16 protein-coding genes are annotated in these 13,804 nt (G+C 63.2%); 7 read left to right on the top strand and 9 right to left on the bottom strand.

All coding sequences use genetic code 11. The annotated features are described in order from the left end of the window. Positions 1–271 precede the first annotated feature (271 nt). From ftsK to cysG, 6 genes are all read left to right on the top strand, one after another. Entirely contained in the window at positions 272–2,680 is a 2,409-nt protein-coding gene (gene ftsK, locus DK261_RS09490; RefSeq protein ID WP_009049771.1) for a DNA translocase FtsK, read from the top strand. A 68-nt stretch (positions 2,681–2,748) separates the two neighbouring features. Then, a complete protein-coding gene (lolA, locus tag DK261_RS09485) occupies positions 2,749–3,372 on the top strand; it encodes an outer membrane lipoprotein chaperone LolA (RefSeq protein WP_007929220.1) in 624 nt (207 codons plus the stop codon). Between the two features lie 30 nt (positions 3,373–3,402). After that, positions 3,403–4,728: a replication-associated recombination protein A gene (locus DK261_RS09480; RefSeq protein ID WP_038633628.1), complete on the top strand. Its 1,326-nt coding sequence runs from the start codon at positions 3,403–3,405 to the stop codon at positions 4,726–4,728. Beyond that, positions 4,725–5,099, top strand: coding sequence for a fluoride efflux transporter CrcB (crcB, locus tag DK261_RS09475; RefSeq protein ID WP_016701881.1), 375 nt, complete (start codon positions 4,725–4,727; stop codon positions 5,097–5,099). Before DK261_RS09480 ends, crcB begins: the two co-directional genes overlap by 4 nt. A gap of 16 nt (positions 5,100–5,115) precedes the next feature. After that, complete coding sequence (serS, locus tag DK261_RS09470; protein WP_110175635.1) at positions 5,116–6,396, top strand: serine--tRNA ligase; 1,281 nt, start codon at positions 5,116–5,118, stop codon at positions 6,394–6,396. Next, positions 6,397–7,791, top strand: coding sequence for a siroheme synthase CysG (cysG, locus tag DK261_RS09465; RefSeq protein WP_016701880.1), 1,395 nt, complete (start codon positions 6,397–6,399; stop codon positions 7,789–7,791). Positions 7,792–7,889: 98 nt separating this feature from the next. Here the strand turns inward: cysG and DK261_RS09460 are convergent, their stop codons facing one another. The 8 genes from DK261_RS09460 to DK261_RS09425 all read right to left on the bottom strand — a co-directional run bounded on the left by DK261_RS09460 (position 7,890) and on the right by DK261_RS09425 (position 12,527). Next, positions 7,890–8,897 carry a glutathione S-transferase family protein gene (locus DK261_RS09460; protein WP_016701879.1) on the bottom strand — a complete coding sequence of 336 codons (1,008 nt, stop codon included), beginning with the start codon at positions 8,895–8,897 and terminating at the stop codon, positions 7,890–7,892. A gap of 89 nt (positions 8,898–8,986) precedes the next feature. Further along, positions 8,987–9,988 (bottom strand): glycosyl transferase family protein, encoded by a 1,002-nt coding sequence (locus DK261_RS09455; RefSeq protein WP_110175634.1) that lies wholly within the window; start codon positions 9,986–9,988, stop codon positions 8,987–8,989. Further along, entirely contained in the window at positions 9,985–10,320 is a 336-nt protein-coding gene (locus tag DK261_RS09450; protein WP_016701877.1) for a TusE/DsrC/DsvC family sulfur relay protein, read from the bottom strand. The genes DK261_RS09455 and DK261_RS09450 overlap by 4 nt, the downstream gene beginning before the upstream one ends. Next, positions 10,317–10,616, bottom strand: a complete 300-nt coding sequence (gene tusB / locus DK261_RS09445; protein WP_009049763.1) for a sulfurtransferase complex subunit TusB — start codon at positions 10,614–10,616, stop codon at positions 10,317–10,319. Before tusB ends, DK261_RS09450 begins: the two co-directional genes overlap by 4 nt. Next, entirely contained in the window at positions 10,616–10,978 is a 363-nt protein-coding gene (gene tusC, locus DK261_RS09440; protein ID WP_009049762.1) for a sulfurtransferase complex subunit TusC, read from the bottom strand. The genes tusB and tusC overlap by 1 nt, the downstream gene beginning before the upstream one ends. A gap of 3 nt (positions 10,979–10,981) precedes the next feature. Then, the gene (tusD, locus tag DK261_RS09435) at positions 10,982–11,374 is read right to left on the bottom strand and encodes a sulfurtransferase complex subunit TusD (protein WP_009049761.1); all 393 of its coding nucleotides are present in this window, start codon (positions 11,372–11,374) and stop codon (positions 10,982–10,984) included. Between the two features lie 64 nt (positions 11,375–11,438). Next, a complete protein-coding gene (locus DK261_RS09430) occupies positions 11,439–12,143 on the bottom strand; it encodes a YoaK family protein (RefSeq protein WP_009049760.1) in 705 nt (234 codons plus the stop codon). 51 nt (positions 12,144–12,194) lie between these two features. Continuing rightward, positions 12,195–12,527 (bottom strand): DUF6388 family protein, encoded by a 333-nt coding sequence (locus DK261_RS09425; protein ID WP_009049759.1) that lies wholly within the window; start codon positions 12,525–12,527, stop codon positions 12,195–12,197. Positions 12,528–12,809: 282 nt separating this feature from the next. On the opposite strand from DK261_RS09425, the gene DK261_RS09420 reads away from it, so the two are divergent. After that, on the top strand, positions 12,810–13,058 hold the full coding sequence (locus DK261_RS09420) for a DUF1652 domain-containing protein (protein ID WP_009049758.1): 249 nt from the start codon (positions 12,810–12,812) through the stop codon (positions 13,056–13,058). A 90-nt stretch (positions 13,059–13,148) separates the two neighbouring features. Here the strand turns inward: DK261_RS09420 and DK261_RS09415 are convergent, their stop codons facing one another. Further along, positions 13,149–13,385, bottom strand: coding sequence for a DUF6555 family protein (locus DK261_RS09415; RefSeq protein WP_009049757.1), 237 nt, complete (start codon positions 13,383–13,385; stop codon positions 13,149–13,151). Between the last annotated feature and the right edge of the window lie 419 nt (positions 13,386–13,804).

The raw sequence follows: 13,804 nt of genomic DNA, 5'->3' as shown, positions 1-13,804 counted from the left end.
TTGAATACTGCGTAAAGTGTTCCTGACTTATGCTACACCCAGTATTGAGCCGCGTGGCACGGCGCTTACAAACCCGTACAATGCGGATTTGCACGCCTATATGGAATCCATCGGCATTGCACGCAGCAGCTCTTACAGTTTCGCAATGCGTGGGCAGAATGTTAAAAGTAGCCCCAGTTACGCTCGTCAACTTTTTTACCTGCTCGGATTGGGCAGTATTTTTTAGTCGATCAACAGTTGGACGCGCCCATGGCGCAGGAAAAGACGCGTTTTGAAGAAATCCACCGCAGCACCTAAAACAGTAGTCCCACTCTGGCGCCAGCAATTGCACTACCGCCTCAAGGAAGGTGCGTTGATCGCCATTGGGGCCTTGTGCCTGTTTCTGATGATGGCATTGCTGACATATGGCAAAGACGATCCGGGCTGGAGTCATAACAGCAAGATCGAAGATGTGCAGAACTTCGGTGGTCCTGCCGGTTCTTACAGCGCCGATATCCTGTTTATGGTCTTGGGTTACTTCGCCTATATCTTCCCGTTGTTATTGGCGATCAAGACTTATCAGATCTTCCGTCAGCGCCATGAGCCGTGGCAGTGGAGCGGCTGGCTGTTTTCCTGGCGCCTGATCGGCCTGGTGTTCCTGGTGCTGTCCGGTGCCGCGTTGGCGCATATCCATTTCCATGCGGCGACTGGCCTGCCGGCCGGCGCGGGCGGGGCGTTGGGCGAAAGCCTGGGCGACCTGGCCAAGAACGCACTGAACATCCAGGGCAGTACCCTGATGTTTATTGCGTTGTTCCTGTTTGGCCTGACCGTGTTTACCGATCTTTCCTGGTTCAAGGTCATGGATGTGACCGGCAAGATCACCCTCGACCTGTTCGAACTGTTCCAGGGCGCCGCCAACCGCTGGTGGGCGGCCCGTACCGAGCGCAAGCAGCTGGTTGCCCAATTGCGTGAAGTGGATGCCCGGGTCGACGAAGTGGTCGCTCCGACCGTCACCGACAAACGTGAGCAGGCCAAGGTCAAGGAGCGCCTGATCGAGCGCGAACAGGCCCTGAGCAAGCACATGTCCGATCGTGAGAAGCAGGTCCCGCCGGTGATCGCCCCGGCCCCGGTAAAAGCGCCCGAGCCAAGCAAGCGCGTGCAGAAAGAGAAACAGGTCCCGCTGTTCATCGACAGCGCGGTCGAAGGCACCTTGCCGCCTATCTCGATTCTCGATCCGGCGGAAAAGAAACAGCTCAACTATTCCCCCGAGTCGCTGGCCGCCGTCGGCCATTTGCTGGAAATCAAGCTCAAGGAGTTCGGGGTCGAGGTGTCGGTGGACTCCATCCATCCGGGCCCGGTGATTACCCGTTACGAAATCCAGCCGGCCGCCGGGGTGAAAGTCAGCCGTATCGCCAACCTGGCCAAGGACCTGGCGCGCTCGCTGGCGGTGACCAGCGTGCGGGTGGTGGAAGTGATTCCCGGCAAGACCACCGTGGGTATCGAGATTCCCAACGAAGACCGGCAGATCGTGCGCTTCTCCGAAGTGCTGTCGACCCCGGAATACGACAACTTCAAATCCCCGGTCACCCTGGCCCTGGGCCACGATATCGGCGGCAAGCCGATCATCACCGACCTGGCGAAGATGCCTCACCTGCTGGTGGCCGGTACCACCGGTTCCGGTAAGTCGGTGGGTGTGAACGCGATGATCCTGTCGATCCTGTTCAAGTCCGGCCCGGAAGACGCCAAGCTGATCATGATCGACCCGAAAATGCTCGAGCTGTCGATCTACGAAGGCATCCCGCACCTGCTGTGCCCGGTGGTGACCGACATGAAGGACGCCGCCAACGCCCTGCGCTGGAGCGTGGCCGAGATGGAGCGGCGCTACAAGCTGATGGCGAAGATGGGCGTGCGTAACCTGTCGGGCTTCAACGCCAAGGTTAAAGAAGCGATCGAAGCCGGTACGCCGCTGACCGACCCGCTGTACAACCGCGAAAGCATCCACGACGAAGCGCCGCTGCTGACCAAGCTGCCGACCATCGTCGTGGTGGTCGACGAATTCGCCGACATGATGATGATCGTCGGCAAGAAGGTCGAAGAACTGATCGCGCGGATCGCCCAGAAAGCCCGTGCCGCGGGGATCCACCTGATCCTGGCGACCCAGCGGCCGTCGGTGGACGTGATCACCGGCCTGATCAAGGCCAACATCCCGACCCGCATGGCGTTCCAGGTATCGAGCAAGATCGACTCGCGGACCATCATCGACCAGGGTGGTGCCGAACAGCTGCTGGGTCACGGTGACATGCTCTACATGCCGCCGGGCACCAGCCTGCCGATCCGTGTCCATGGGGCCTTCGTCTCCGACGATGAAGTGCACCGGGTGGTGGAAGCCTGGAAGTTGCGTGGCGCGCCGGAGTACAACGACGACATCCTCAACGGTGTCGAAGAGGCCGGTAGCGGCTTCGACGGTGGCGGCGGCGGTGGCGACGGTGACGACGCCGAGACCGACGCGCTGTACGACGAAGCGGTGCAGTTCGTCCTCGAGAGCCGCCGGGCGTCGATTTCCGCGGTTCAGCGCAAGCTCAAGATCGGCTACAACCGCGCGGCCCGCATGATCGAAGCCATGGAAATGGCCGGGGTGGTGACCGCCATGAACACCAACGGCTCCCGCGAAGTGATAGCGCCGGGTCCGATGCGCGACTGACAATGACCCGATACAGGCGGCGCGACCCTGCGCCGCCGGTTTTTTCCACGAATCTAATGAGGACTCCCATGCGTCTTATCCGCATGTTGCTGGTACCGGTACTGGCTTTAACGACACTGTCGGCCCATGCCGATCAGAAAGACGTGGCGCGCCTGACCCAGTTGCTCGAAAAGTCCCAGACCCTGACCGCGCGTTTCTCGCAGCTGACCCTCGACGGCAGCGGCACCCAGCTGCAGGAAACCGCTGGTGACATGGCACTCAAGCGCCCGGGCCTGTTCTACTGGCACACCGATGCACCGCAGGAGCAACTGATGGTCTCCGACGGCAAGAAGGTTTCCCTGTGGGACCCGGACCTGGAACAGGTCACCATCAAGACCCTGGACCAGCGCCTGACCCAGACTCCGGCCCTGTTGCTGTCGGGCGATGTGTCGAAAATCAGCGAAAGCTTCGATATCAGCGCCAAGGAAGCCGGTGGCGTGGTCGACTTCATCCTCAAGCCGAAAACCAAGGACACCCTGTTCGACAGCCTGCGCCTGTCGTTCCGCAACGGCCTGGTGAATGACATGCAGCTGATTGACAGCGTTGGCCAGCGCACCAATATCCTGTTCACCGGGGTCAAGGCCAACGAGCCGATTGCCGCTTCCAAGTTCAAGTTCGACATCCCCAAGGGTGCCGACGTGATTCAAGAATAAGTCGACGCCAAGAGGTTTCAATCGTCCGCCATGGATCTGTTTCGCAGTGACCCGATCGCCCAACCCCTGGCCGCGCGCTTGCGCCCGGCCAACCTGGACGAGTACGTCGGTCAGGAGCATGTGCTCGCCCGCGGCAAGCCTCTGCGTGAAGCGCTGGAGCAGGGGGCCCTGCACTCGATGATCTTCTGGGGGCCGCCGGGGGTGGGCAAGACCACCCTGGCGCGGCTCCTGGCGAAAGTCTCGGATGCGCACTTCGAAACGGTCTCGGCGGTGTTGGCCGGGGTCAAGGAGATCCGCCAGGCGGTGGAAATCGCCAAGCAGCAGGCGGCCCAGTACGGGCGCCGGACCATCCTGTTCGTCGACGAAGTGCACCGCTTCAACAAGTCCCAGCAGGATGCCTTCCTGCCTTACGTTGAAGACGGCACCCTGATTTTCATCGGCGCGACCACCGAGAACCCATCCTTCGAGCTGAACAACGCACTGTTGTCCCGGGCCCGGGTGTATGTGCTCAAGAGTCTCGACGAGGCGGCGCTGCACAAGCTGGTACAGCGCGCGTTGAGCGAAGAGCGCGGGCTGGGCAAACGCCAGCTGAGCCTCAGTGACGAAGGCTTCCAGATGCTCCTGGCGGCGGCGGACGGCGATGGCCGGCGGCTGCTCAACCTGCTGGAGAACGCCTCCGATCTCGCCGAAGACGGCACGGAAATCGGTGTCGAGCTGCTGCAAAGCCTGCTGGGCGATACCCGTCGGCGTTTCGACAAGGGCGGCGAAGCCTTTTACGACCAGATTTCGGCGCTGCACAAGTCGGTCCGTGGTTCCAACCCGGACGGCGCCCTGTACTGGTTCGCGCGGATGCTCGACGGTGGTTGCGACCCGCTGTACCTGGCACGGCGCGTGGTGCGCATGGCCAGCGAAGACATCGGCAACGCCGACCCACGGGCGCTGAGCCTGTGCCTGGCCGCCTGGGATGTGCAGGAGCGCCTGGGCAGCCCCGAAGGCGAGCTGGCGGTGGCCCAGGCCATCACCTACCTGGCCTGCGCGCCGAAAAGCAACGCCGTGTACATGGGCTTCAAGGCCGCCATGCGCAGCGCCGCCGAACATGGTTCGCTGGAAGTGCCGCTGCACCTGCGCAATGCGCCGACCAAACTGATGAAGCAGCTGGGCTACGGCGACGAATATCGTTATGCCCACGATGAGCCGGATGCCTACGCGGCCGGTGAAGACTACTTTCCCGAGGCGCTGGAGCCGCAGCCGTTCTATCAGCCCGTGCCCCGTGGCCTGGAACTGAAGATCGGCGAGAAGCTCAAGCATCTGGCGGAGCTTGACCAGGCCAGCCCCAAGCAGCGGAGAAAGCCGTGATCCCATTGATCGTTGCTGTCTCGGTGGGCGGTGTTGCCGGCACCCTGTTGCGCTTTGCCACCGGTAACTGGATCAGCGCCAATTGGCCGCGGCACTTCTATACCGCGACGCTGGCCGTTAATATCGTGGGCTGCCTGCTGATCGGCGTGCTGTACGGCCTGTTTCTGATACGCCCGGAGGTGCCCATCGAGGTGCGTGCCGGGTTGATGGTGGGCTTCCTTGGCGGCCTGACGACTTTTTCATCCTTTTCACTGGATACGGTGCGTCTGCTGGAAAGCGGACAGATACCGTTGGCCCTGGGCTATGCGGCCATCAGCGTATTCGGCGGGCTGCTCGCGACCTGGGCCGGCCTGTCCCTGACCAAACTTTGATAAACGAGAGACCGACATGCTCGATTCCAAACTGTTACGTAGCAACCTTCAGGACGTAGCGGACTGCCTGGCATCCCGTGGCTTTGCCCTGGATGTAGCACGCATCGAAGCGCTGGAAGAACAGCGCAAGACCGTCCAGACCCGCACCGAGCAACTGCAGGCCGAACGTAACGCGCGCTCCAAGTCCATCGGTCAGGCCAAGCAGCGCGGCGAAGACATCGCGCCGCTGATGGCTGATGTCGAGCGCATGGCGGGCGAGTTGGCGGCCGGCAAGGTCGAGCTGGACGCCATTCAAACCGAGCTGGATGCGATCCTGCAGGGCATCCCGAACCTGCCTCACGAATCGGTGCCGGTTGGCGACGACGAAGACGGTAACGTCGAAGTACGCCGTTGGGGCACGCCGACGGCGTTCGACTTCCCGATCCTGGACCACGTCGCCCTGGGTGAAAAACACGGCTGGCTGGACTTCGAGACCGCGGCCAAGCTGTCGGGCGCGCGTTTTGCCCTGCTGCGCGGGCCGATCGCCCGCCTGCACCGCGCCCTGGCGCAGTTCATGATCAACCTGCACACCAGCGAGCACGGCTACGAAGAGGCCTACACCCCTTACCTGGTGCAGGCACCGGCGTTGGTGGGGACCGGCCAGTTGCCGAAGTTCGAAGAAGACCTGTTCAAGATCAGCCGTGAAAACGAAGCCGATCTGTACCTGATCCCGACCGCCGAAGTGTCGCTGACCAATATCGTGGCCGGCGAGATCCTCGATTCGAAGCAACTGCCGATCAAGTTCGTCGCCCACACCCCGTGCTTCCGCAGCGAAGCCGGTTCGTCGGGCCGCGACACCCGCGGCATGATCCGCCAGCACCAGTTCGACAAGGTCGAGATGGTCCAGATCGTCGAGCCATCGACTTCCATGGAAGCCCTGGAAGGCCTGACTGCCAACGCCGAGAAAGTCCTGCAACTGCTGGAGCTGCCTTACCGCACCCTGGCGCTGTGCACCGGCGACATGGGCTTCAGCGCGGTCAAGACCTACGACCTGGAAGTGTGGATCCCGAGCCAGGACAAGTACCGCGAGATTTCGTCGTGCTCCAACTGCGGCGACTTCCAGGCCCGTCGCATGCAGGCGCGCTTCCGCAACCCGGAAACTGGCAAGCCGGAACTGGTGCACACCCTGAACGGTTCCGGCCTGGCGGTCGGTCGTACCTTGGTGGCGGTGCTGGAGAACTACCAGCAGGCCGACGGTTCGATCCGGGTGCCTGAGGTGCTCAAGCCTTATATGGGCGGCCTCGAGGTCATCGGCTAAATGGAATTTCTGCCGCTGTTTCATAACCTGCGCGGCAGTCGTGTGTTGGTGGTCGGCGGCGGGGAGATTGCCTTGCGCAAATCCCGCCTGCTGGCCGACGCCGGTGCGCTGCTGCGGGTAGTTGCACCTGAAGTGGAACCCCAATTGCGCGAGCTGGTCACGGCCAGCGGCGGCGAATGCCGGTTGCGCGGTTATCTCGATGCGGACCTGGACGGCTGCGTGCTGATCATCGCCGCCACCGACGACGAACCGCTCAATGCCCAGGTCTCCGCCGATGCTCATCGGCGTTGTGTGCCGGTCAATGTGGTGGACGCGCCGGCCCTGTGCAGTGTGATCTTCCCGGCGATCGTCGACCGTTCGCCGCTGGTCATTGCCGTCTCCAGTGGCGGCGATGCGCCGGTGCTGGCGCGCCTGATCCGGGCCAAGCTGGAAACCTGGATTCCCTCGACCTACGGTCAACTGGCCGGCCTGGCTGCGCGTTTTCGCAATCAGGTCAAAGGCCTGTTTCCGGACGTGCAGCAGCGTCGTGCCTTCTGGGAAGACGTGTTCCAGGGACCGATCGCCGACCGGCAGCTGGCCGGGCAGGGCGAGGAGGCCGAGCGCTTGCTGCAGGCCAAGATTGCCGGCGAAGCGCCCCATGCGCCGGGCGAGGTGTATCTGGTGGGGGCGGGGCCGGGCGATCCGGACCTGCTGACCTTCCGCGCCTTGCGCCTGATGCAGCAAGCCGACGTGGTGCTCTACGACCGCCTGGTAGCACCGGCGATTCTCGAACTGTGCCGTCGCGATGCCGAGCGGGTGTATGTCGGCAAGCGCCGCGCCGATCACGCCTTGCCCCAGGAGCAGATCAACCAGCAACTGGTGGACCTGGCCAAGCAGGGCAAGCGCGTGCTGCGTCTGAAAGGGGGCGATCCGTTCATCTTCGGCCGTGGCGGCGAAGAGATCGAAGAGCTGGCGGCCCAGGGCATTCCGTTCCAGGTGGTGCCAGGGATTACCGCGGCCAGCGGCTGTGCGGCCTATGCCGGGATTCCGCTGACTCATCGTGACTATGCGCAGTCCGTGCGTTTCGTCACCGGGCACCTGAAGGATGGCACCACCGATCTGCCCTGGGCCGACCTGGTCGCGCCTGCACAGACCCTGGTGTTCTACATGGGCCTGGTGGGCTTGCCGGTGATCTGCGAACAACTGATCCAGCATGGCCGTTCGGCGGACACGCCGGCCGCCTTGATCCAGCAGGGCACGACCTCCAACCAGCGGGTGTTCACCGGCACCCTGGCGGACCTGCCGAAGCTGGTGGCGGAGCATGAAGTGCATGCGCCGACCCTGGTGATCGTCGGCGAAGTGGTGCAGCTTCGCGAGAAGCTCGCCTGGTTCGAAGGCGCGCAGTCGCAGGTCTGAACAGCATCGCGGGCAATCTCACTCCTACACAGAACATCTCTTCTGTAGGAGCGAGGCTTGCCCGCGACAGCGATCTCAAGAACGATCGCTCTCCTGAGTTATTGCTTGTTGCCTTGCCAAACCCCACGCCCGCTCAAACGCTCGCGATCATGCGCTGCATCGAAGTCCTGCACCGGCCCTTTCGGCACGATGCCGGTCGGGTTGATGGTGCGGTGGCTGGCGTAGTAGTGCCCCTTGATATGGGTGAAGTCCACGGTTTCGGCGATCCCCGGCCACTGGTACAGCTCTCGCAGCCAGTTCGACAGGTTCGGATAGTCGGCGATCCGCCGCAGGTTGCACTTGAAGTGACCGTAATACACCGCGTCGAAGCGAATCAGCGTGGTGAACAGGCGGATGTCCGCTTCCGTCAGGTATTCGCCGGCCAGGTAGCGTTGGCCGGCCAAGCGCTGTTCCAGCCAGTCGAGTTCGGCGAACAGATCGTCGAAGGCCGCTTCGTAGGCTTGCTGCGAAGTAGCGAAGCCGGCGCGATAGACGCCGTTGTTCACCGCCGGATAGATGCGCGCGTTCAGTTCGTCGATTTCACGGCGTAGCGGTTCCGGATAGAAATCCAGGCCGTTGCCGCTCAAGTCATCGAAAGCACTGTTGAACATGCGGATGATTTCCGCCGATTCGTTGCTGACGATGCGTTTCTGCTGGGTGTCCCAGAGCACGGGCACGGTGACCCGGCCGGTGTAGTCGCGGGTATCGGCGGTGTAGCGCTGATGCAGGAAATCCAGGTGGTCCAGCTTGTCGCCGCTGGAGCCCAGGGTCCGGTCGAAAGTCCAGCCTTGTTCCAGCATCAGCCAGCTAACCACTGACACATCGATCAGGCTTTCCAGGCCCTTGAGCTTGCGCAGGATCAGCGTGCGGTGCGCCCAGGGGCAGGCCAGAGAGACATACAGATGATAACGGCCGGCTTCCGCGCGAAAGCCGCCTTCGCCACTAGGGCCGGGTTTGCCGTCGGTGGTCACCCAGTTGCGGCGTTGCGCCTGTTCGCGCTGGAAGGCGCCGTCTTTGCTGCTTTCGTACCACTGGTCGTGCCAGCGTCCTTCAATCAGCAGGCCCATGAAAAAGCTCCTCGGTCAGTGTGCATTGGCGTGCAGTTTAATCCGAGGAGTTCGAACGAATTACGCAAAAGTCGGGCGGTTATGATCGGTTAAATCGATCTGTTGCGAGCGTCCCAGTATTGCCGAGCCTGCTCGAACGCCTGCTCCCGCGGCACGCCGAGCCCGCGCAGGGCGAGGGCCATGGTGGCGGTCAGCGCCAGTTGCGGGTAGCTGTCCTGCACATCGCCGCGCCAGACGGCTTTCAGGTGCTCGGGGTCGAGGGCGGCTGGTTTGACATGGCGCTGCTCGGACAGCGCCGGCCATTCCTCATCCCAACTGACGCCGCCAGTAGTGCCGTACAGATGGCTGGCGCTGTCCGGGTTGATCTCGATTTCGCCGCCGTCGCCCTTGATCACAATGACGTTGTCCCCCAGCAGCCCGCTGGCATCGCGGTGCACGCCCTGATAGCCGGGGTGGAAGATGCTTTGCAGGCCGCAGCGCGCGCCCAGCGGGTTGAGGATGCGCGCCAGGGAGTGGATCGGCGAGCGCAGGCCCAGGGTGTTGCGCAGGTCGATCATGCGCTGCAACTGGGGCGCCCAGTCGCCCAGGGGGATAAAGGCCAGGTTGCCCTGGTCCAGCGCCTTGCCTACCGCCTGCCAGTCGCGGCACAACGGGATGTGCAATTGTTCCAGCAATTGCTCGGTGTACAGCCGGCCGGCGGTGTGGGCGCCACCACCGTGCAGCAGGATGCGCACGCCGTTCTGTGCCAGGCACTTGGCGGCCAGCAGGAACCAGGGCAGGTGGCGCTTTTTGCCGGCGTAGCTGGGCCAGTCCAGGTCGACCTTGATCGGTGGCGCCTGCAGTCGCTCGCGCAGGGCCTCGGTAAAGCCGGCCAGTTCCTCGGGGCTTTCTTCCTTGTGCCGCAACAACATCAGGAAGGCGCCGAGCTGGGTGTCCTCGACCTTGTCGTCGAGCAGCATGCCCATGGCTTCGCGGGCTTCTTCACGGGTGAGGCTGCGGGCGCCGCGTTTGCCTTTGCCGAGAATGCGCACGAACTGTGCGAAAGGATGCTCGGCGGGCGTTTCGGTGGTCAGCGAGGTGAAGTCGGTCATAGGCAATTGGTCGGCTTGGGCAGGCCCGCCAGCTTGGCGGCAAGTTTGGCGGGAGTGCCTTTGAACAGTCGGTTGAGGTGCAGGCTGTTGCCCTTGTCCGGGCCCAGCTTCAAGGCGGTGTATTTGATCAGCGGGCGGGTCGCGGGCGACAGCTGGAACTCTTGATAGAAGCCGCGCAGCAGCTCGAGGATTTCCCAGTGCTCGGGCGTCAGCTCGATCTGTTCCGCCGCGGCCAGGGCATCGGCCACCTCGCTGGACCAGTCGTCCAGCTCCACCAGGTAGCCGTCCTTGTCCAGGGCGATGGCGCGTTCGCCGACAGTCAGTGCATTCATAACCAGCTGTTGACCTTGTCGTAGTGGATCGACAGCGCGACGAACCCCGGGTAATCGACGCTGGTGGCCCAGGCCGGAACTTCCAGGCCTCGGGCCTGGTGGTCTTCCGCCAGGACGTAGAGCGCCAGCGCTTCCCCGCGTGCCTGCAAGGCCGCCAGCGGTGCGCTGCCAGGCTGCAGGGCGTACACCGCGTCGCCACACAGGAGAATGGCATCCTGCGCGCCAAGCAGGCGCAGGCAACTGGTCAGCCGGGAGTCGGTGAAGGGCGAGTGGGACAGCACGTGCAAGGTCGACATCAGAGGGTGATCACCTGGTCAAAACGGTCAATAAGTGCGCCGAGTTCGGCCGGGGCCAGGACCTGCACCTCGTCCAGGTTCAGCGCGGCCGGGTCGAGGCCACGTTCCGCCACGCTGGCGCCACAGGCGAACACCTGCTCCACACCGAACAACGACAGGGCCTGCAGATTGGCGCTGAGATCCTTTTGCTGCACGGCGGCGGCTTGTTGCCCGGGGGCGAGCTGAAACACGCCGTCGTCGAGAAACAGCAGGCCGATCGGCAAGTCGAAGGCGCCGCCGGCCAGCACGATATCCAGTGCCTCGCGGGCGCCGGGGCCGGACCAGGGCGCCTGGCGGCTGATAATCAACAGGGATTGCGCCATGTTTCATGGCCCTCCAAAACAGATCAGGCGGTCGGCCGCCTGTACGGCGTCGTGCAACTGGCCGAGCCCGGAAAGCTCCCAGGGCGCGCTCAGGTTGACGGCCGGGCGCTGGTAGCGTGCGGCTTCCTCCTGGTTCAACACCCCGCGGCGCAGGGCCGCGGCAATGCACACCACGCCATCGAGCTGGTGCTCGCTGACGAAGGTCCGCCATTGCGCGGGCAGGTCCAGCTCGTCCTGCGGGGTGACGATGTTGTCCGATGCGCTGTGCACGCCATCCTGATAGAAAAACAGCCGCACGATCTCGTGGCCACCGGCCAGCGCTGCCTGGGCGAATGCCAGGGCGCGGCGCGAGGAGGGCGCGTGAGCGGCGGAGAAAAGGGCAATGGCGAACTTCATGAAGAACTCTGTCTGCAAACCTGGGGCCATGATAAAGCTTTATGCCGGGCCCGGCGAAGTGGCTTTAGCGCGGCATATAGCCCAGTTGCCAGCGATGGGGGATCTTCAGCGACAACAGCCCCAGCAGCGCCGACAGCAGGCCGCTGACGAACAGGGCCGCGAGGCCGAGATGCTGTTCCAGAACGGCGCCCAGCACGGCGCCGGCGAACATGCCGCTCCAGGGCACCAGCTGCACGCGCCAGCCATTGCGCCGCTCGCCGAGCATCCAGCGGCCCAGGCCGCGGCCAAAGCGCGACAGGGCGCCGGTGACATAGGTCAGGCCCACGGGAAGCCCGTTCACTTCCTCGACGGCGGCATTGAGCATGCCCATGGAGATGATCGCGGCCAGCACGGCCGGTAGCCGTTGTTCAAACGGCCAGGCGGCTGCCGCGCACAGCAGCGTGGCAATGCACAGCAGCAGCGGCAGGGCGCGGCGCCCGCCAAAGCGGCTGACGACTATGCCCAGGGCGTTGCCGGCGATGAAGGTGGCGACCAGCAGCACCAGGTGCAGGGTCAGGGCCAGGTCGGCATCGCTGATGGCGACGGCCAGGCGCGTGGTGTTGCCGCTCATGAAGGAGACGAAATCGCCGGTGGCCATGAAGCCGATGGCGTCGGTCATGCCGGCCAGGACCGACAGGCTGGCGACCAGGCACAGGCCTATGCGGCCGCGCCATTTCTGGCGCCGCAGCAGCTCCGGGTTACTACGAAGACTGGTGGAAGAGGGCAGCATCAGCGTTGACTCATGGTGACAGTGATCCTTTATCGAAGGCTCGAGCGGCGCTCAATCGCGCGGCAGGCCATGTAGCTCGCAATACTCGCTCCAGGGCATGCCGGCCATTTCCGCCACTTCCCGGTGCACTTCGAGCCGCCGCACGGCAAATTCCTCCGCGCTCTGTGCGGTCAGTTGCAGGCTCAGTTCCCAGGCAAACAGGCCCTGACGTTCCGCCTCGGCCTCGAAGGCTTCGTGCAGTCGCTCGGCGCGGTATTGTTCCTGGGTTTCGCCCCTGGCCTGGGCGGCCAGAGGGTTGAGGTGATCGAGTGCTTCACGAAGCTCCGGGCGCGCCGCGAGAAACTTCTGCAGGGCCACTTCATGCGGGTGTTCGGGGGCGGCCATCGGTGATCCTGGATGGGGTTGGAGGAAGTCGTTTCGGCTTGGGGCTGTGCGAAAGCCCAGCGACCATAACGCCTGGCCGGTCCAGCGTCAAAATGCTCCCGGGCGGAGCTGCCGCGACGGACGGTCGAAGCCATGTCCGCGCCATGCCACTGAGCGGATTGGCTTGGCAAAAATGCGTGCTGGATAACACTTTCCACTGAATGCCTTGGTATGAGCCCCGTTCTTGTGACCTATTCTCAACAGGCACTCTCTCCAAGTGGCGTCGCCAAGGAGGAATTTCTCATGCTCTCGATGGACGAGCTTTGCCAGATCCTGGAGTCCGGTTTCCTGCCGCTTTCCTGCACCTGCACCGTCAACCCCGACGGCTCCCTGGCGATCAAGGTTTTCGAGCCGCAAAGCGGACGGATCGACCTGTTCATTACCAGGGTATCGACCGAACATCTCACCAGTGTCCGCGCGGCGGCCAATTTTGTCGGTGAGTTGCGGACTGAAATCAGGGCGGGGCGTCGGGCATTTGCCGGCGGTTTCTAGTGATTGAACACGTTGAGCATTGGGCAGGTCGAGCGCGCTTCCTTGCGCGAATGTGGCAGGTGACGTCTGAACGGTTGCGGGGAGGGGGGGCTAGTTCTTTTCAGACAGCTCTCTCCAGTTCGCCAGCGTGACGCCACTGCGCTCGGCGAATGTCTGCATGGTGCGGTAGGTCCCGCCGCAGGGGGTGTCGAGGGTAATCAGGCACCCTGAATGCAGAAAGGCAAGATACCAGGTATCGCTGTCGCTCAATCGCGCGCCCTGGTAGGTGAAGGTCCTTTGCGAACCTGCGAAACAGTAGCGGATTTCGAAAGTCTTGATGCTGTTCATCGCCGCGTCCTTTGGGCTGTATTTGGGTGTTGGCGATTCAAGATATTCCCAAAAGGACGCGTTGGCGTGCACCGCTCATCCGAACTCTATGAACAGTCGCGGTTCGTTCCTCAAATGCTTCGCCGCATTCTCCTGCACCTCACGCGCGCCTGGCTGCAACCGCCCTCAATAGGTGTCATGTTGAGCCAGGTCGTCGGTGATGCTGAACCAGGGCGCCTTGCTCCCGACAAAGATATGGCGGCTGGCGCTGACCCGAGGATCGCTGTCCAGGGTCCCCAGGGGGAACCCGGGTACGTGTGGGGCGGCATCAAAACGGGTGAACCATTTGCCTGTTCGGGACGTGATGGGGTTAACGGTTTTTTGACAGCTGTCAGGTGATGATCGCCGGGCGGGGGGACCGTTCGGCGAAAGAGGCAGGT

The sequence above is a fragment of the Pseudomonas sp. RW409 genome (assembly GCF_003184125.1).
Lineage (GTDB): Bacteria > Pseudomonadota > Gammaproteobacteria > Pseudomonadales > Pseudomonadaceae > Aquipseudomonas > Aquipseudomonas chlororaphis_I.
The sequence above is the reverse complement of the archived record's forward strand: the minus strand, read 5'-3'. Positions and strand labels throughout refer to the sequence as shown.